At 41.2% G+C, this 18,118-nt stretch carries 18 protein-coding genes and 1 pseudogene; 5 read left to right on the forward strand and 14 right to left on the reverse strand.

Going from position 1 to position 18,118, the window contains the following annotated elements:
* Positions 1-151: 151 nt before the first annotated feature.
* The 12 genes and pseudogenes from L0B17_RS16605 to L0B17_RS16660 all read right to left on the reverse strand — a co-directional run bounded on the left by L0B17_RS16605 (position 152) and on the right by L0B17_RS16660 (position 12,350).
* On the reverse strand, positions 152-328 hold the full coding sequence (locus L0B17_RS16605) for a hypothetical protein (RefSeq protein WP_235086345.1): 177 nt from the start codon (positions 326-328) through the stop codon (positions 152-154).
* 160 nt (positions 329-488) lie between these two features.
* Entirely contained in the window at positions 489-866 is a 378-nt protein-coding gene (locus L0B17_RS16610; RefSeq protein ID WP_235086347.1) for a DoxX-like family protein, read from the reverse strand.
* Positions 867-1,319: 453 nt separating this feature from the next.
* Positions 1,320-2,090 carry an ABC transporter permease gene (locus L0B17_RS16615; protein WP_235086349.1) on the reverse strand — a complete coding sequence of 257 codons (771 nt, stop codon included), beginning with the start codon at positions 2,088-2,090 and terminating at the stop codon, positions 1,320-1,322.
* Positions 2,090-3,025, reverse strand: a complete 936-nt coding sequence (locus tag L0B17_RS16620) for an ABC transporter ATP-binding protein (protein WP_235086351.1) — start codon at positions 3,023-3,025, stop codon at positions 2,090-2,092. Before L0B17_RS16620 ends, L0B17_RS16615 begins: the two co-directional genes overlap by 1 nt.
* A gap of 67 nt (positions 3,026-3,092) precedes the next feature.
* The gene (gene hpt, locus L0B17_RS16625) at positions 3,093-3,620 is read right to left on the reverse strand and encodes a hypoxanthine phosphoribosyltransferase (protein WP_235086353.1); all 528 of its coding nucleotides are present in this window, start codon (positions 3,618-3,620) and stop codon (positions 3,093-3,095) included.
* Between the two features lie 7 nt (positions 3,621-3,627).
* Positions 3,628-4,287, reverse strand: coding sequence for a flavin prenyltransferase UbiX (locus L0B17_RS16630; RefSeq protein ID WP_235086354.1), 660 nt, complete (start codon positions 4,285-4,287; stop codon positions 3,628-3,630).
* Positions 4,288-4,364: 77 nt separating this feature from the next.
* Positions 4,365-5,765, reverse strand: a complete 1,401-nt coding sequence (mpl, locus tag L0B17_RS16635) for a UDP-N-acetylmuramate:L-alanyl-gamma-D-glutamyl-meso-diaminopimelate ligase (protein WP_235086356.1) — start codon at positions 5,763-5,765, stop codon at positions 4,365-4,367.
* A gap of 107 nt (positions 5,766-5,872) precedes the next feature.
* Positions 5,873-6,550 carry a GTP cyclohydrolase I FolE gene (gene folE / locus L0B17_RS16640; RefSeq protein WP_235086358.1) on the reverse strand — a complete coding sequence of 226 codons (678 nt, stop codon included), beginning with the start codon at positions 6,548-6,550 and terminating at the stop codon, positions 5,873-5,875.
* Positions 6,551-6,570: 20 nt separating this feature from the next.
* Positions 6,571-6,948, reverse strand: a complete 378-nt coding sequence (gene folX / locus L0B17_RS16645; RefSeq protein ID WP_235086359.1) for a dihydroneopterin triphosphate 2'-epimerase — start codon at positions 6,946-6,948, stop codon at positions 6,571-6,573.
* A 139-nt stretch (positions 6,949-7,087) separates the two neighbouring features.
* Positions 7,088-10,158, reverse strand: a pseudogene (locus L0B17_RS16650) (efflux RND transporter permease subunit).
* Between the two features lie 7 nt (positions 10,159-10,165).
* Complete coding sequence (locus L0B17_RS16655; protein ID WP_235086361.1) at positions 10,166-11,248, reverse strand: efflux RND transporter periplasmic adaptor subunit; 1,083 nt, start codon at positions 11,246-11,248, stop codon at positions 10,166-10,168.
* 1 nt (position 11,249) lies between these two features.
* Positions 11,250-12,350 (reverse strand): efflux RND transporter periplasmic adaptor subunit, encoded by a 1,101-nt coding sequence (locus L0B17_RS16660; RefSeq protein ID WP_235086363.1) that lies wholly within the window; start codon positions 12,348-12,350, stop codon positions 11,250-11,252.
* A gap of 242 nt (positions 12,351-12,592) precedes the next feature.
* On the opposite strand from L0B17_RS16660, the gene L0B17_RS16665 reads away from it, so the two are divergent.
* Both L0B17_RS16665 and L0B17_RS16670 read left to right on the forward strand, forming a co-directional pair.
* Complete coding sequence (locus tag L0B17_RS16665) at positions 12,593-12,997, forward strand: thiol-disulfide oxidoreductase DCC family protein (RefSeq protein ID WP_235089901.1); 405 nt, start codon at positions 12,593-12,595, stop codon at positions 12,995-12,997.
* Between the two features lie 78 nt (positions 12,998-13,075).
* A complete protein-coding gene (locus tag L0B17_RS16670; RefSeq protein ID WP_235086364.1) occupies positions 13,076-13,945 on the forward strand; it encodes an SDR family NAD(P)-dependent oxidoreductase in 870 nt (289 codons plus the stop codon).
* Positions 13,946-14,117: 172 nt separating this feature from the next.
* On the opposite strand, the gene mdh is transcribed toward L0B17_RS16670, so the two are convergent.
* Entirely contained in the window at positions 14,118-15,053 is a 936-nt protein-coding gene (gene mdh / locus L0B17_RS16675) for a malate dehydrogenase (protein WP_235086366.1), read from the reverse strand.
* A gap of 477 nt (positions 15,054-15,530) precedes the next feature.
* Here mdh and L0B17_RS16680 point away from each other — a divergent pair, with 477 nt between their 5' ends.
* Together L0B17_RS16680 and L0B17_RS16685 are read left to right on the forward strand one after the other, a co-directional pair.
* A complete protein-coding gene (locus L0B17_RS16680; RefSeq protein ID WP_235086367.1) occupies positions 15,531-15,980 on the forward strand; it encodes a GNAT family N-acetyltransferase in 450 nt (149 codons plus the stop codon).
* 149 nt (positions 15,981-16,129) lie between these two features.
* Entirely contained in the window at positions 16,130-16,930 is an 801-nt protein-coding gene (locus tag L0B17_RS16685) for a hypothetical protein (protein WP_235086369.1), read from the forward strand.
* A gap of 187 nt (positions 16,931-17,117) precedes the next feature.
* Here the strand turns inward: L0B17_RS16685 and L0B17_RS16690 are convergent, their stop codons facing one another.
* Complete coding sequence (locus L0B17_RS16690; protein ID WP_336246478.1) at positions 17,118-17,903, reverse strand: ribonuclease H family protein; 786 nt, start codon at positions 17,901-17,903, stop codon at positions 17,118-17,120.
* Between the two features lie 76 nt (positions 17,904-17,979).
* Here L0B17_RS16690 and L0B17_RS18135 point away from each other — a divergent pair, with 76 nt between their 5' ends.
* A complete protein-coding gene (locus L0B17_RS18135) occupies positions 17,980-18,108 on the forward strand; it encodes a hypothetical protein (RefSeq protein WP_268834002.1) in 129 nt (42 codons plus the stop codon).
* Positions 18,109-18,118: the final 10 nt, after the last annotated feature.

An 18,118-nucleotide genomic window follows, 5' to 3' on the forward strand; every position in this document is an offset into this window, starting at 1 on the left:
GTGTAAGGCGGATTTGGTGAGCTTTTTGTGTTAAAAATGACTTAGCTTTTTTAGTGCATGGCGTGTTGCAGCTTTTCAATGTTGTGAACAAAACAGTCAACTGTATTTTTGTCCCTCTTGAAATTCTTGTATGGATAATAAACCTACCTAATTAAGTAAATAAACCTGCTAGCCAGTCAAAAGTTAAAACGGTTGTGAACACTTTTAACCCTATTAAAGCTATAAATAGCAGTAATAGAGCTATTTTTAATTTCATACTTTGAATATTATTCCAAAAGAGTAATTTAGCTTTAAACTCACTCTTTAGCTCGTTAATAGATTCTTTCATCAAAGTTCCTTTAATTCATGAATAGTTTAAATTTAAAACCAAAGTACGATGAAAACATAACGCCCAAATAGCGTGCAAAGTAAATGTTGGCAAAATGTGGAACCCATCTAACACAATCAACGTTTATATATCACTGATAATTTTATTTTTATACATACACTTAACTCTGCCGTCGCGCTTGTATGCTAGCCAATAAAATGAAACTTAACCCAATTAGAGGGATATTAGTTGTTACTGGATTAAATGCTCCAATTAAGAGCTGAGGTTGAAGAATAGCCACGAAAAGTAGCAAACCAGTTAACCCTGTAATGTTTAGTAATATAACAATACGGTTTTTATAAAATAGGATAAATATAAGACCAAATATGAGCTCACCAACACCTGCAGATTTAGTAATAAAATAAGATGTTTCGTCAGAAAAACCGAGGCTAGCAGTCATTGCCTTTTCAAGTGGAGCAATCTGCAATAACTTGGGAAATATTCCATGATATAACCAGCTAAACCCAATAATATATCTAGCAATTTGATCAGATGACACCAGACACTTCCTTGTATGTATAACGCTTTATTGAACGGCTCGGCCGCTCACGCCGCCAGTTTAAGTTATTGATCTACAACATCCTACATTCTCTATCTCTTTGATGTAAAGCAATTTAATAACGTGTAATCTCGGATATAAAAGCGAGATTGTGCGTTAAAAGTGTTGTTTTAAAATTTAAAAATAAATCAAACAAAGTCAATTGATTAGATTTTATCTGATTTTTTACCCCTATATTTTAGATTGATTTTTATACTAATTTGGTTGATATTTATTGCGGTAAACCCATTTTTACTGTCTATATACAAGTGTATACACAGTCCAATAGATTATAGCGAGCAGTAGAAACCCTCAACATCTCGAGCATGCCGACAAGGCTAAAATCTTTTAAATAACACCCACAAAAAAGGACTCTTATGAGCCCTTTTAAATTAATTGTATGGCTGTTACTTATTAGCTGCGTAAGCCAATTCCACGTGATATTAGGTAGTAAGCCAAGGTCCATAATGCGACACAAAACCCAACCATAATAGCGACAGATAACGGCACGCTGATATCGGCAAAACCTAAAAAGCCATAACGGAATACGTTGATCATATACACCACAGGGTTTAAACCTGACACACCTTGCCAAAATTCCGGCAGTAATGATAACGAGTAAAATACTCCGCCTAGGTAAGTTAATGGTGTTAACACAAACGTAGGAATAATGCTGATATCGTCAAAACTTTTGGCAAATACCGCATTAATTAACCCGCCGAGTGAAAATAACACTGAGGTTAAAAATACGGTTAAGATAACCAGACCAACATGATGTAAGCTGATGTTAACAAACAGCATAGCTACCACAGTCACAATAAGACCGACACATAAACCACGGGCAACACCGCCGCCAACATAGCCAGCTATCATCACATAGTGCGGCACGGGGGCCACCATAATTTCTTCTATATTGCCTTGAAACTTAGCACTATAAAATGACGAAGCGACATTGGAATATGAGTTAGTAATTACCGACATCATAATTAAACCTGGGGCGATAAATTCCATGTAGCTTACGCCGCCCATTTCACCAATACGGCTGCCGACTAAGTTACCAAAAATCAGAAAGTATAGCGTCATAGTGATAGCTGGCGGCACTAAGGTTTGTATCCAAATTCGGGTAAAGCGATTAATCTCTTTCTTTAAAATACTTCTAAAGGCGACTAAATATAGGGCATTCATTATTTTATCCCCTTGGCTTTTTCAACGAGCTCGACAAATAACTCTTCTAGGCGGTTAGCTTTATTGCGCATCGATAGGACTTCTATGTTGGCGGTGGTGAGCTGGGTAAACAGGTTATTCATACTTTGGCTTTTAGCTACGTCCACTTCTAAAGTGTGGGGGTCAATTAAACGACATGACATGTTTTCAAGCTCAGGTGCGACGCTGATGTTTTGAGTCAAATCTAATATAAAGGTTTCGACATTCAGCTTACTGAGCAACGACTTCATGCTAGTGCATTCCACTAAACGTCCGGTGTCGATAATACCAATATTACGACACAGCATTTCAGCTTCTTCAAGATAGTGGGTAGTAAGAATAATCGTCACGCCCTGGGCGTTAATCTGCTTTAAAAAGTCCCACATTGAACGGCGCAGCTCAATGTCTACTCCTGCTGTTGGTTCATCTAAAATAAGCAGTTTAGGTTCATGCATTAAGGCGCGTGCAATCATTAAGCGGCGTTTCATGCCACCCGATAATTCACGAGCCTGGGCATTACGCTTATGCCATAAATCCAGTTGTGTTAAATATTTTTCAGCCCGAACCAAAGCAATATTGCGTGTTACGCCATAATATCCTGCTTGGTTAACAACAATTTGCAGCACGGTTTCAAACTGATTAAAGTTAAATTCTTGCGGCACTAGGCCAATACATAACTTAGCGCGCTCAAGTTGTTGGTCGATATCAAAACCAAACACCTTGACGCTGCCTGCAGTTTTTTGCACTAATGAGCTAATAATGCCAATGGTGGTCGATTTACCCGCACCGTTAGGGCCGAGTAACGCAAAAAAGTCACCTTGTTTAACCGTTAAGCTGAGTGATTTAACGGCTTCAACACCCCCTTTGTAGGTTTTTTGTAGATTTTCTATCACCAGGGCATCGGTGCGTTCAGTCATGCTAAATTCCTTATTTTATCGAAAAAAACTCCCACAATAGTGGGAGTTATTTGTAATACTGTTGTCGTTATAAAGGGACGACTTTAGCGATGTAAGGCAGATTACGATATTGTTCGGCATAATCAATGCCGTAGCCAACAATAAACTCATCGGGAATGGTTATGCCAATAAAATCAACCGGCACATTCACTTCACGACGCTCAGGCTTATCTAACAAAGTGCATAAAGCTAAGCTTTTTGGATTACGCAGTAATAAAATTTCGCGCACCTTATTTAGGGTGTTACCTGAGTCAATTAAGTCTTCGACAATCAGCACGTCACGGTCAGCAATATCTGATTGGATATCTTTTAAAATTTTAACATCACGAGAACTGGTGATGGCATTGCCGTAACTTGATACCGACATAAAGTCGATTTCAACATGACCTTTAATACGCCGACATAAATCTGCCATAAAAACGACCGAGCCTTTTAATAAGCCAACCATTAATAAACGTTCGCTGTTGGCATAGTGAGCGTTAATACGCTCGGCTAGTTGGTCTAAAGTTTGATTGATTTCTTCGGTTGAAATCATAGGTTCTATGGTGTGTTTCATACAGTTCTCAATTATCGATATCTTGGGGAGCGTCAATGCCATAACCCCAGCGATTTGTCAGTGCGTGTGCAATACCCAAATGATCCAGAATTCGGGAAACCATGAAGTCTACCAGATCTTCCACCGATTTGGGATTATGATAAAAACCTGGTGCGGCTGGCATTATGGTGGCACCATTGCGGGTCAGGCTTAACATATGTTCTAAGTGTATGGCACTAAAAGGGGTTTCTCTTGGAACAAGTATTAATTGACCGCGCTCTTTAATCACCACATCGGCCGCGCGTTCTAATAAATTATTGCTCATGCCGGTGGCGACTGCCGCTAACGTGCCTGTTGAGCATGGGCATATCACCATTTGCTTAGGCGCTGCACTGCCAGACGCTGGCGGCGAAAACCATTCATCTTTACCCAGTACAATTAATTCACCCGCTAATGGCACCTGTTGCTCAGTAAAATAGCGGTGTAATTGCTCGCGTGCTTTGTCAGGATTGGCACTTAACTGTAAGCCGTGTTCGGTGGCAAGTACCACTCTGGCAGCACTAGATATCATTAAAAAAACCTGATAATCCGCCGCCAATAAACATTGCAATAATTTGATGCCATAAGGTGCGCCAGAGGCACCGGTCCAGGCTAAACTAATTGCTTTCTCTTTTTTGGCGTAAGCCATCGTTAATCCTTATTCAATATTACGTTTTGCCGCTAGTGTGGCTCTGGGACGCGTTATCCAGCTCTGGCTGTACTTATTCAGCTTTGAGAGGACTGAGTAAGTAATGCCTGAATGATTTGCTGGTGAATACCATTAAAACCACCGTTACTCATGACCACTATGGTGTCACCAGGGTTAGCCGCTTGAGTGACTTTTGCCACAATATAACTAATATCGTCACTGACGGTAACCGGAATAGAAGCTGAACGCATATTGTCGGCAATGTCCCAACCAACATTGCTGGCTTGATACAGCCATGCTTCGTCGGCCAGTGCCATCGAACTGGCTAGGGTATCTTTGTGCACGCCACTTTTCATGGTGTTAGAACGAGGTTCAAGCACCACTATAATTTTGCCACTGGCGTTATCCCCACTCCCCACTTTGGCGCGAAGGCCTTTTAGGGTGGTTTCAATCGCGGTTGGGTGATGGGCAAAATCATCGTAAACCGCAATATTATTCGGTGTGGCTAATAATTCCATACGTCGCTTTGGCGGACTAAATTGCGCTAAAGCTTCAATAGCATGTTGCGGGGTAACGCCCACGTGACGTGCGGCGGCAATGGCCATTATCGCATTTTCAATATTATGCTGACCAATTAAACCCCAGTTTAATATCCCCTGGGACTCACCTTTAAATAGCACTTCAAACTCATGACCGTCAGCGGCAATGCACTGACCTTGCCAACCCTCATGCGTTGTGACACTAAAGGTTTCTTGCTCACTCCAGCACCCCATATCAATAACCTGTTTAACCGCAATAATATCTTTAGGCCAAATGACTTTGCCCTCACCTGGTACGGTGCGAATAACATGGTTAAATTGACGTTGAATAGCCGCTAGGTCTGTAAAAATATCGGCATGATCAAATTCTAAATTATTGATCACCAATGTGCGTGGTTTGTAATGCACAAACTTAGAGCGTTTATCGAAAAAGGCACTGTCGTATTCGTCTGCTTCTACCACAAAAAAAGCCGAGTCGCCTAATCGTGCTGACACACCAAAGTTTTGCGGTACGCCACCAATTAAAAAGCCCGGTTGATAGCCGCAATACTCTAATACCCATGCAAGCATGCTGGCTGTAGATGTTTTTCCGTGGGTGCCAGAAACCGCTAATACCCAACGATTAGGCAAAATATGTTCTGACAAAAATTGCGGCCCAGAGGTATATTTTATCCCGCGGTTTAATACCGCTTCCACGCACGGATTACCTCGGCTCATGGCATTACCAATCACCACAATATCGGGCTGATTAATGCCTTCTTCACCCAATTGACTTGGGTCAAAACCTTGAATTAACTCTATGCCTTGCTGTTCAAGTTGGGTGCTCATTGGCGGATACACATTAGCATCGCTACCAGTCACCTTGTGACCCATTGCACGTGCTAATAACGCTAAACCACCCATAAAGGTGCCACAAATGCCAAGAATATGTACGTGCATGCAAAAACTCTTTTAAAGAACAATTTGCGCTTATTCTACCCAGTAGCTGCGCCATTGTCAGTTAACAATGCCTTAATTTAACTTCATATTAGGTTTGCATCGACGCTTTACGCGCCAAGAAACTCAGCCCGAGTAGAAGCGTTAGCCTTAAAGCTGCCACCTAATGCAGTGGTTTGCGTGTTTGATGTGGTGTCCATTATGCCGCGCGACTTAACGCAATAATGCGTCGCTTTAATGGTTACCGCTACATCTTGGGTTTCCAATAAGGTTTGCAATGCCACTAACACTTGCTGAGTTAAGCGCTCTTGCACCTGAGGGCGCTGAGCAAAAAAACGCACAATACGATTTATTTTAGACAAACCAATGATTTTGCCTTTAGGGATATAAGCCACTTTGGCGACACCATCTATGGTAATAAAGTGATGCTCACAGGTGCTGACCACGCTGATATCGCTGACTTTAACCATTTCTTCCACGCCCATCTTGTTTTCAATTTGGCTGATTTTTGGAAAGTTAGCGTAATCTAATCCGGAGAAAATTTCATTCACGTACATTTTAGCGATACGGTGTGGTGTTTCAGCTAAACTGTCATCGCTTAAGTCTAGTCCCAGCGTTGACACAACCTCTGTCATTAGCTCTTTAATACGCTCATACTTTTGCTGTGCGGTAAGTTCCGAAGGCAACAACGGCGTTTCTAACCCCTGCTCAACTAATGCTGACTGCACCTTTTTAGCGGCGTCTGAAATATTGCCGTGGTTGACTGACACAGTACGATTTACTGACATAATTGACCCCTTAAATGAGTTTAACGGCGATACTCTAAAGATAACGATACTGAATCGGCAAAGCGTAATGCATGGGGCTTGTCGATAGTGACTTTCGCTAGAGTGACAGACGGATGTTGGCTACATATGTCAACTACATCGGCCACCAGCTTTTCAAGTAATAAGAATCGCCCTTCCTCAACGTGCTGAATCACTTTTTTGGTGATGATTTTGTAATTGAGTGCATCTGCCACATTGTCAGTTTGAAATGACTTGTCTGCGGGGTAATGAATTTCAATATTGATCACCACATCCTGCTGTTTTTCTCTTTCATCCTGGTTAAACCCGATAAAAGTGCGTAAACGAAGATTGGTGACATTAATAATAGCATGGCTATAAGCGCCTATTTTTAAAGACATCTTTATGGCTCACATTAAATACAGATGCCTCGTTATACGGCACGTTTAGATGAAAGGTTCACATATTTAAAAGGATTGGTATAACCGTAATAAAAAAGCCCTGCTCGATGAGCAGGGCTTTGAGGCTGATTAATGCGACTTAGAAGGTCTTGTAATCACGGTATTTCACATTAAAGAATATGATGTAAAACACAGGCACAATAATTAACGTTAAGATGGTGGCCACACCTAAACCAAACATCACTACCGCGGCTAATGATTCAAAAAATGCATCTGTTATTAACGGTAAAACTCCTAAAATGGTAGTTACCGCAGCCATACACACAGGGCGTACACGACTAACGGTAGACTCAAACACCGCCTGAAATATCTCTTTGCCTTCATTAATCTCGGTGTTGATTTGATCAAGCAACACGATACCATTTTTAAGCAACATGCCCGATAAACTCAACATCCCCAGCAGCGCCATAAAGCTAAAGGGCTTGTCTAAAATCAATAATCCTGAAGTAATACCAATAATCGCTAAGGGAACACAGCACCAAATAACCAGAGGCTTACGCACTGAATTAAACAAGAAAACCGTGATTAAAAACATCATCAAGAATCCTATAGGTAAAGTAGAAAACAACGACGCTTTCGCATCACTGGATGATTCAAACTCACCGCCCCATTGCAATTCGTACCCTGCGGGTAACTCAAGCGCTTCAATTTTAGGCCTAACTTGATTAAATAATGCCGCGGGTAAAATATCATATTCAAAGTCAGCATCAGCAAACACAGTTAAGGTGCGCTTACGGTCACGGCGTTGAATAATCGGGTCTTCAAATTTAACGTCAAAGCCATCTACAACCTGCTGAAGTGGCACAAAGCCATTCACAACAGGACTCCAAATTCGAATACTTTCCATTGACTCAATATCAACACGTTCATCGTTAGGTAAACGACCGATAATAGGCAATAAGGTAGTGCCTTCACGGTAAACCCCTATGTCCACCCCAGTAAAGGCGAACTTAATGGCTTTATCGACTTCACTTTTAACAATACCTAAGCGGCGGGCCTGGGTTTCATTAAAGCGCGGTGCAATATATTTAACCCGATCACGCCAGTTATGACGTACGTTAACTGTACCGGGTGTCGTTAAAAATGGTCATAACCTGTGAACCAAGTTCACGCAGCACATCAGGATCTGGCCCGCTTAATCTGGCTTCAATTTTGGCATCTGTTGAAGGGCCAATTTCTAGGCGTTTAAATTTAAGCTGGGTTTGCGGGAAAAACTGTTCAGCCTGACGTCTAAACTCAACCATTACCGGTTGTAAGGTATCAAAACTACTGGTGCGAACCGCTATTTGACCGTATGAGGCAAAGTTTTTCTCCGGTGAGTAAGTTAATAAGAAACGCGGAAAACCTTTACCTATGGTTGAGGCAACATACTCTACATTTTCAATGGCAACGACTTTAGCTTCCATTTGCTTAATCACCACTTCTGTTTCGCGCACATCTGCTCCTTCAGGCATCCACACATCAACTAAAAATATCGGCGTTGTTGAAGGCGGGAAAAAGGATTGCTTAACATAGGCAAAGCCTGCAATAGAAATAACAAACATCACCAGTACAACAAAGGTACTGAACCAGCGGAATCGCATACAAATATTGAGTATTTTTTTGTAAAACACAAAGAATGCGCCGCCATAGGGATCGGCTAACTCACCTTCAGGCACTTTCTCACCGTCTTTACCGAAAAATATTTGTGCAAAAAATGGCGTAATCGTAATGGCGGTAATCCAAGATAAAAACAGTGAAAACAGCAACACCCAGAATAATGACCCAGCAAACTCACCCGTAGCATCGGGTGACAAACCAATTGGTGCAAAGGCAATAATAGCGATAACGGTAGCACCTAATAATGGCCACATCGTTTGCTTAACAATGGCCTGGCCAGCTTCAAGTGTGGTTTGGCCTCGTTGGCGACCAATCAGAATACCTTCAACCACCACAATGGCGTTGTCCACCAGCATGCCTAAGGCAATGATCAATGCGCCAAGTGAAATACGCTGCAGTTCAATTTCTGCCTGCTGCATCAGCATAAAGGTGCCAAGACAGGTTAAAAATAGAATCAGGCCAATTAAAATACCGCTTTTAACCCCCATAAAGACCAGTAGTACACCAATAACAATGACGACTGCGGCAATAAGGTTCCACACAAAGCTGCTAACCGAAACATCCACCTCGTTAGGCTGGTTATACATGGTTTCAATGTGCATACCTGCCGGTCTTGCACTTTCAATTGAGGCTAACTTAGCATCGACTAGCTTGCCCACTTCAACAACATTGACCCCTGATGAAAACGAGATACCTATGTTAATGGCGCTATGTTGGTTAAAGCTTAATAGGTTGGTGGGAATATTTTGAAAACCACGGCTAACGGTGGCGACATCTTTAAGGTAAATGAGTTTGTTACCTTGGGTGCCAGGAATAATTAGCTCTTCTAACTCTTCAACAGAACGAAAACCGCCGCTGGTTCTGATTTTAAGGTTATCACCCGATACCCTAATATTACCGGCATCAGACACCATGTTTTGTGAATTAAGTAGATTGGAAATAAGCTGTGGATCAATATTAGAACTGGCCGCCTTATTCAGTGACATTTCAACAAACACTTGCTCTTGTTGTTTACCCGCAAGTGACACCTTACCAACACCAGGTATAAGCTCTAACTCACGCTTTACATAGTCAACATAATCTAATAAATCTCGGTAACTGTAATCCGTACCGCTCACCATCAGCATAATGCCGTAAACATCACCAAAGTCATCATTGACCATAGGGGCATGCGCGCCCTGGCGGTAAACTTGATGCCATGTCATTCACTTTACGACGCAGTTCATCCCAAATTTGGGGTAATTCATCTGGGCCATAATTGTTTCTCATGGTGACAGTAATTTGCGACATACCTGAAGTACTGAGCGAACGAATTTTATCGATATAAGGCAGTTCTTGAATGGCTTTTTCAACCAAGTAAGTCACTTCTTCCTCAACTTCTGTTGAGGTAGCCCCAGGGTATAAGGTCACGACCACAGCATCTTTAATGGTAAATGGTGGGTCTTCTAACTGGCCTAATCCAGTGAAGGACATTAGCCCACCGATAAGTAAAATAAGGATAAACATCCAACTTATCACGGTATTTTTTACGAAATATCCTGCAATATTCATATAGTAATTACCCTTGAATTAATTGAACTTGTTGGCCTTCAATCATGCGTGAAGCTCCTGTGGTAATAATAGTCTGACCGTCTTTAAGTCCACTGACCACTTCAATATTGTCACCCACAATAACCCCCAGTTTGACTGGCTGATACTGCACGGTTTTAGTGTTAGCCTGGTAAACCCACACGCCGCTTTCCTGATGGGCGAGTTGGTCACCGTCTTTCATGACCACCGCTTTAATGGGCAATAAAAATTGGCGGCTATAGGTGTAGGTCATATTGCTTAAATTGACTTTCACTTTGGCTGGCATCCCTTCCAATACCTTATATTGCTCATCTAAATCTACCGCGATAGTGGCAATATAGGTTGATGTAGTGGGATCTTTTTCAGTATTAATTTCAAGTAATCGCCCCTCAAATACTACCCCATCAAATGCTTCAAAACTGACTTCAAAGGCACTTTCATCTGTCGCACGTCGGGAAACCGCAATCAACATATCGGGAATTTGCACATCGACTTCAATTTGTTCGGTTCTTTGCACGCTTAACACCGATATACCAGGTTGAACGTTTTCAAATGACTGGAGAAAAACATCGCTAATCATGCCATCAAAAGGCGCACGTAATTCAGTATATTGCAGACTAAGCTCAGCTTGTTTTGCCTGTGCTTTTGCCACTAAATATTGCGCGTTCATTTGGTCATATTCAGATTGTGCCATCAGCTTTTGATTAACTAATTGCTTACCACGCTGGGCTTGTTTAAAAGTGACCTCCATACGAGCTTGACGATCATTGAGCACTATTTCATAATCACGCTTTTCAAGTACGGCCAGTAAATCACCTTGTTTAATAGGCTGACCTTTAACCACAGGTAACCGCGCGATACGCCCTTCAACTCGAAATGATAATTTAGTCAAATCTTGCGCCCGTGACACGCCATTAAATTCCCGCATCACCTGATTTTCAATGCTGGGTAAGGTGTATACATCAACTAAAGTCGGTTTGTGTTCCATTTCAAGCGGTTTACTGCAACCGGTCATAAAGACAAATGAAGTTAGAACGCTGATAACAATATTAGTGGTGTTGTTAATCTTCATATTACAGCCCTCTTTCCTTAACCCAGCGCACTGTGTTTTCACCGTCGGTTAACTCACTGGCACCAGCTACCACTAACCAGTCACCGTCATCTAACCCTGATTCAAGTCGATTATCATTTAATCTCACCGCCACTTTTTGTACTTTTTGCTGTTCTGGTAACCAGCGAAACACATAAGTCTGGCCATTTTCATCAACTCTAGCGCCTGCGGTAATTAGCGGGTTACTACTTGCGCCGCGGTAAGGTAATTTAACCCTAACCGATGCAACCATGCCGGGTAATACATTTAATTCAGTAGGCATTTTCAAGGTTAAAATAATGGTATAACTGCCAGTACTGGGATCAGCAACGGTACTGAGCTCTTTCAGTCTGGCTTTATACCAGGCATCGCGGCTGTCAAATTTCACATCAATGTTTTCGACCTGACCTTCATTAACTCTATTAGCCTGAATTGCACCAATAAACTGTTCAGGTAATTGAAAGCTAATGTCGATAAATGATTCGGTACGAATGCCCATAATCGATTCTTGTGCTTGTACAAACTCAAACTGTTTGCGATCACGCTTTGAAATCATGCCGTCATAAGGCGCTTTTAGTTGAGTATAAGCAAGATCAGTTTCAGCTTTATCCAGTGCGGCTCTGGCAATGGTAAAATCACTTTTTGATTGGTCAAAATCATTACGAGACACCACACCTTGCTCGACTAAACTGCTGGCGCGTTCAAACAACACTTTGGCTAGCTCATATTGCGCTTTAGCCACTTCATGTTGCTGTTGATATAAATCACTGTCTAACTTAGCCAGTAAGTCACCCGCTTTAACATGATCGCCAGGGCGAACAAAAATATCGGCTATTTGTCCTGCCACCCTAAACGACAACGACGCTTTATCTGCCGCGCGCACTTCACCAGGTAATAACCGCTCCCGAAAACCTTTGCCAATATCAAGCTGTATGACTTTAACAGGGCGAGCAAACGACTGAGTATTTGCATCCAGTGTGATGTCATTGCTATCGCTAGCAATAGCAGTGGTCGGCGGGACAAACATCATGCTTAACAGCATGATCGAGGTGGAAAACGAACAGAAGATCTGACGAGCATTCATTGTGCTTGATCCTTCAAAACAAATATTAATGAATATTAACATTTAACTAAGTGAGACATTAAGTCAATTTAAAACAATTAGGATCTAATCAGGCGATTTAATCGTATAATTTTTCATTCGATACTGATTTAAACTAGCCTAATTGCGCCAATAGTTAGCACCCAGAATGGGTATAAGATAAGGGCACTTGTATGGCTTGCTTCATAGTCTAGGCTTCAGTGTAATAATAAGAGGGAAATATGATGGAATTGACCATATTTTATGACAGTACATGTCCACTGTGTGCCAATGAAATGCGCCAACTGAAACGGCATGATAAGTATGATGAAATTCATCTAGAAGACTTATACAGTGCTGACTTAAACGAACGCTTCCCACAAATTGATATCGAAAAAGCTAACATCATGCTTCACGGATTAACCAAAGACGGACAAATGCTGCTGGGGTTAGACGTTACGGCAAAAGCATGGGGGATTACCGGTAAAAAAACCTGGATTCAATGGCTTAGAAAGCCTTTGATTAAACCTGTTGCTGATAAAGCTTATCTGATACTTGCCAAAAATCGCTATAAAATCTCATATCTGCTAACCGGCAAACAACGATGCAATAATGGTCAATGTGGCTTACCGAAAAACAATTTCAAGTAATCGATTTTAAGTAAACAGTAATGACAATTAACCTCAAAGGCTTATGAAACCTTCAATTTAACATGGTGGATGCAATCAATGGACAGTGACGCGAACCGAAATAACTCTATTAGTGCGGCTGAAGTTGTGATTATTATTGGCGCTAATTCGGCTATTGGCCAGGCCTTTGCTGTTCAATGTATTAAGCAACATAAAATCGATGCGGGTAGCAACAATCATCAGCAAAACGACAAATACATCGATGACGACAAGCGGTCCATTCATTTAATAACCATTAGCCGAGATGAATACCAACACAGTGCCGAGATGCATCCTCTAGTGCTTCAAAATCAACAGCAGTTATCATGGCAACATTACCAATGTAATAATTCGCAACAGAATATTGAGCAACTGGTAGAACAGCAGATCATCCCTCACATTGCAGCAAGTCACGGCACCGTCAGTCGAATACTTATTTGTAATGGCGTATTGCATCAAGGGGCAATACAACCTGAAAAAAAGATAGAGGATATCAATGAAGCCAATTTGCTCGCCTTGATGCAGATGAATACCATCACGCCTATGCTTTGGCTGCAAGGTTTGGTAAAGCTTCTATCAAAGCAGCGAAATCCTGTAGTGATCAGTATTTTAAGCGCCAGAGTCGGCAGTATCAGTGACAATCGCCTAGGCGGCTGGTATAGCTATCGAACCAGTAAAGCAGCATTAAACATGTTGATAAAAACCACTGCGGTTGAGTTTGCTAGGCGGCTCAAGCATGTAAAACTAATGGCTTTTCATCCGGGCACCACAGACACTGCCCTATCAAAACCTTTTCAGCAGAATGTTGCCGCAGAGAAATTATTTACCCCTGAATTTGTGGCGGTGCAGCTTTACAATATACAGTCGAATATAGCGGTAGACGGGCAAGCGAGTTTTATTGATTGGGCAGGTAATGATATTCAGTGGTAGAGGCACTTTCTAGCTGTATATGCTATTTACTTTGATCATTGCTAATGGCATTCGCTTTAATCATTGGTAATTGTGCGTCGCTTTAGCGGCGGTGATATAAGTGGCAGTGCTACAAATTACAGCCATAAAAAAACGCGAAGCATTGCTTCGCGTTTTTTATTAGAGAGTTGAATTACTTAACGAATTCAACACCTAGTTTAATGTCAGCTTTTAATGTATCTAACATTGAATCACGTGCGTTAGCTTCAAATGCACTTACGTCACCGTAAGGAAGCACTTTTTCTACGCCGTTTTTACCAAGAAGAATAGGTTGAGCGAAGAACTCAGCGTGTTCGCTGCCACCATCAACATAGGCACATTCAACGATGTTAGCTTCACCTTGAAGACCACGTACTAATGATAAACCAAAGCGACATGCTGCTTGGCCCATTGATAATGTTGCGCTACCGCCACCAGCTTTAGCTTCAACAACTTCAGTACCTGCGTTTTGAATACGAGTAGTCATTGCTGCTACTTCTTCATCAGTGAAAGTCACGCCTTCAACCTGAGAAAGTAGTGGCAGAATAGTCACGCCACTGTGGCCGCCGATAACGTTAACTTTAACATCAGCAACGTTTAAGCCTTTAAGCTCAGCAATGAAAGTTTCGCTACGGATAACGTCAAGTGTAGTAATACCGAATAAACGGTTTTTGTCATAAACACCGGCATTTTTTAATACTTCAGCAGCAATCGCTACCGTAGTGTTAACTGGGTTAGTAATAATACCCACTAATGCTTTAGGACAAGTTACCGCCACTTTTTCCATTAGGTTACGCACGATACCCGCGTTGATGTTGAATAGATCTGAACGATCCATACCAGGCTTACGCGCAACACCAGCAGACATTAATACTACATCAGCATCAACTAATGCATCAGTTGGGTCTTGACCAGCAAAACCTTTTACTTCTACATCTGTTGGGATGTGACTTAAGTCAACCGCAACACCAGGAGTAACAGGAGCGATGTCATATAGAGACAACTTTGAGCCAGCAGGCAGTTGAGTTTTTAACAATAAAGCTAAGGCCTGGCCAATACCACCAGCAGCACCAAGTACGGCAACTTTCATAATCATCTCCATCTATTTATACAATTTGTGACATAGACTACTATCTATCGTGGCGTCACATTACTGGATTGGCGGGGTAATTTCAATTATCCATTAGTGGAGTGTAGTAAATAAGTGTTTACTCAATTCAAGGTAAATCAGCGTTGCGCGTTTGAATGCAGGGTTTAGATCATTACCTAATGAGATATGACAAACTCATGCAAGTTTAAATGCTGGTTTTAACACCATGGATTTTACCGCGTATTTGATTAAACGAACTTGGGTTAGGCTTTGATTTAAATTAGATTATTTAGTAATTTAACGCGTTAGTGATGTTTCCCTGCAGAAATTTGATATAGCTTCCTTAGCCGCTAGTTTGTAAAGCCTATTGGGGTGGTACTACTATGAGTTGCTAGGCCATTTATAGTAGGATGCCGATATCCGCCTATATTGATTTAAGTCAATTAATCAAAACCATTCGCAAATTGAGAGAACAAAATGAAAATAAGAAAAGGCCAATTAGCAGACCTGAACGCACTGGTTAATTTCAACCAAGCCATGGCAATGGAAACTGAAAATCTACAGTTAGACAATGCTACCCTTACCCGTGGGGTAAGCGGATTACTCAATAACCCTGAACGCGGTTTTTATTTAGTGGCTGAAATAAATGATGTGATTGTCGGCTCATTAATGGTCACATTTGAGTGGAGCGACTGGCGCGCGTGTCAGTATTACTGGATCCAAAGTGTGTATATTCGCCCAGAAAATCGTCGTCAGGGTATTTATGCAAAACTATATCAAGCTATAAAAGATATGGCGGCAGAAAAAGGCGATGCTGCTAGTTTCCGTTTATATGTAGAACAAGAAAACAAACCGGCGCAAAAAACCTATGAAGCGTTAGGAATGGAGCAAAGCCATTATTTGATGTACGAAGAAAAAGCTAAGTAACTTAAATCACCATTAGTGCAATCACAACAAAAACAGCTTACAAAACCTCGGCTAGTAAGCTGTTTAATAAACGTTAAAACAAATAAAAACTGACCATGAAGGTCAAGTAAACAAACTTGTTTACTATCGTATTGTTAAGGATAATCAGTTTGTTAAACATGAAAAAATTATTAATACTTCTAGGGGGAATGACGTTCTCGGTTTCAACGATTGCTTCACCAGAAATGTATCTTGAGTGCAATACTTGCACAACTCAGTCTCAGCTGGTTAATTTTGCTAAAACGAACGCAAGATTAAATACGACGGTTGTCATGCATGTCATTAACTTAAATCATATTTTGTATGAGAAATATCTAGTCACTAAAACGAAATCTTTTGAATGTGAACAAAACAACCAGTCAGATATAACAACAGACAAATCACCGGTTTGCCAGAATGTTTATCATTACAAAACGATCAGTCAAAGTGTTGATAAACAAGATTTAACTGACTTTACCCATTATGCCTTAGCGTATAATGAGACTAAAGATTTTTTCAACCAAAGCGCCATCGAAATCCCAAATAATATAACGACCTCAGCTTTTGAGTTAATTGGCAATAGTTATGCCCAAGGTCTTTCAGTTGATTATTTCAATAATAGCTTACAAAAATCAGCGCTTTACAAAGAAAAACTCACTAAATGGGCTGAAGGAATTTCAAGCAAAATAAGCACTTCAATAACGGTCAAACCACCATCAATAGTCTTTACCTATTCTGATGGCACTTTAGCTTATGCTGTTGTAGATTTCGTCGATATGGACGGGCAATACCATTTTAAATTTACAACAATTGAAGATAGTAATAATCGTTTCGACTTAACAAAAACCAATCCATTTGGTGACTATTATACTTTTTCGGATATGCGACTTGAATCTTGGCATATTTTATTGGAAATAACTATCACTTTATAACCTGAATTTCAGCGGTACAAGCGAAAATACAGTACCGAGTGGTAAGGTCAATACTGTACCTATATGAACAACAAGTGAAGTCTGCGCTGATCAAAATTAATATTGGGTCAATTTACTGCGGGTGACTGCACCTGCAGTAAATTACCTCAAACAGTACTAAAAATTGACTAGAAACAGTATCTAAAAGCTACCCTGCTCGCATCGCCATTATCGCCGTAAGGTTAATAGGCTCGGGATATTGAACAAAATCCTTTTGTTGCTGATCAACCGCATAAATAGACATTCTGTCGGCAAGCTCATTCCCTTCAATACCAATATGCGCTGCAACATGGACTAACTCTAATCTATCTTTTAGCGCATCATAAAGTGCATGTGCTTGTTTAATTAGTGCCAAATTAGCAATCTCGCCGCCTTTACGGGTCCAGCCTTTAGCTTTCCAACCATAAGCCCAATTACTGATGCAATTGATTGAGTATTGTGAGTCACTGTAAATACGCACGGTTAAATTGTCAGCCAGAGCGCTGGCGGCCATTTTGATGGCTTCATGCAGTGCATTTAATTCAGCGGTATTGTTAGTGCCATTAGGGTTAAATAAGCCATACCACAAGTCAGTCAGTTTACCTTTGCGGTATACCGCCACACCAGAACCTGCTTTACCTGGGTTAGGATCGCAGCCGCCATCGGTATAAAGTACGATATCAAACTCACTTAATGCTGCAGGTTGATGCTCAGCAGTTGAACTTGATTGAGTTTTTGTTTTTGTCGTTGCCGATTTAGCCGAGCTAATGTTTGCAGAGCTCATGCTAGGAGAGCTATTTTTAGCCGAAAAAATGGCTTTATTGGCTGACTGGGCAAAAGCTGCTTTAGCCTCTGATTCGCTGGGGAATGATTTATATTTAGCTCCAGGAAACTTGTCCACCTGGCGCTTTGCTTCATCCCAAGTGGTATAAATACCGGTGTATGGCCTTGCCAAACGACGTAAAATTTCTTTGCCATGTGTGGCCTTGATATGTTGAAAAACAATAAGTCGATCATGCCATGTAAGGCTTATGTCGTCTATTGCTTATGGCTTTGTTTTGGCTTATGGCTTTGTTTTGGCTTATGGCTTTGTTTTGGCTTATAGATTAGTGCCTGGCATTGCCAATAGCTTAATGATCGCTACCGATGAAATTAGATAGCGAACGTGGT

Source organism: Shewanella sp. OMA3-2 (assembly GCF_021513195.1).
GTDB lineage: Bacteria > Pseudomonadota > Gammaproteobacteria > Enterobacterales > Shewanellaceae > Shewanella.

Bases quoted from the DNA above. Each gene is read 5' to 3' on its own strand.
- L0B17_RS18135 (WP_268834002.1), top strand. From the start codon at position 17,980: ATGTCGTCTATTGCTTATGGCTTTGTTTTGGCTTATGGCTTTGTTTTG.
- L0B17_RS16605 (WP_235086345.1), bottom strand. From the start codon at position 328: ATGAAAGAATCTATTAACGAGCTAAAGAGTGAGTTTAAAGCTAAATTA.
- folX (WP_235086359.1), bottom strand. From the start codon at position 6,948: ATGTCTTTAAAAATAGGCGCTTATAGCCATGCTATTATTAATGTCACC.
- L0B17_RS16615 (WP_235086349.1), bottom strand. From the start codon at position 2,090: ATGAATGCCCTATATTTAGTCGCCTTTAGAAGTATTTTAAAGAAAGAG.
- L0B17_RS16660 (WP_235086363.1), bottom strand. From the start codon at position 12,350: ATGAATGCTCGTCAGATCTTCTGTTCGTTTTCCACCTCGATCATGCTG.
- folE (WP_235086358.1), bottom strand. From the start codon at position 6,550: ATGTCAGTAAATCGTACTGTGTCAGTCAACCACGGCAATATTTCAGAC.
- L0B17_RS16630 (WP_235086354.1), bottom strand. From the start codon at position 4,287: ATGGCTTACGCCAAAAAAGAGAAAGCAATTAGTTTAGCCTGGACCGGT.
- L0B17_RS16655 (WP_235086361.1), bottom strand. From the start codon at position 11,248: ATGAAGATTAACAACACCACTAATATTGTTATCAGCGTTCTAACTTCA.
- hpt (WP_235086353.1), bottom strand. From the start codon at position 3,620: ATGAAACACACCATAGAACCTATGATTTCAACCGAAGAAATCAATCAA.
- mpl (WP_235086356.1), bottom strand. From the start codon at position 5,765: ATGCACGTACATATTCTTGGCATTTGTGGCACCTTTATGGGTGGTTTA.
- L0B17_RS16620 (WP_235086351.1), bottom strand. From the start codon at position 3,025: ATGACTGAACGCACCGATGCCCTGGTGATAGAAAATCTACAAAAAACC.
- L0B17_RS16680 (WP_235086367.1), top strand. From the start codon at position 15,531: ATGAAAATAAGAAAAGGCCAATTAGCAGACCTGAACGCACTGGTTAAT.
- mdh (WP_235086366.1), bottom strand. From the start codon at position 15,053: ATGAAAGTTGCCGTACTTGGTGCTGCTGGTGGTATTGGCCAGGCCTTA.
- L0B17_RS16665 (WP_235089901.1), top strand. From the start codon at position 12,593: ATGGAATTGACCATATTTTATGACAGTACATGTCCACTGTGTGCCAAT.
- L0B17_RS16670 (WP_235086364.1), top strand. From the start codon at position 13,076: ATGGACAGTGACGCGAACCGAAATAACTCTATTAGTGCGGCTGAAGTT.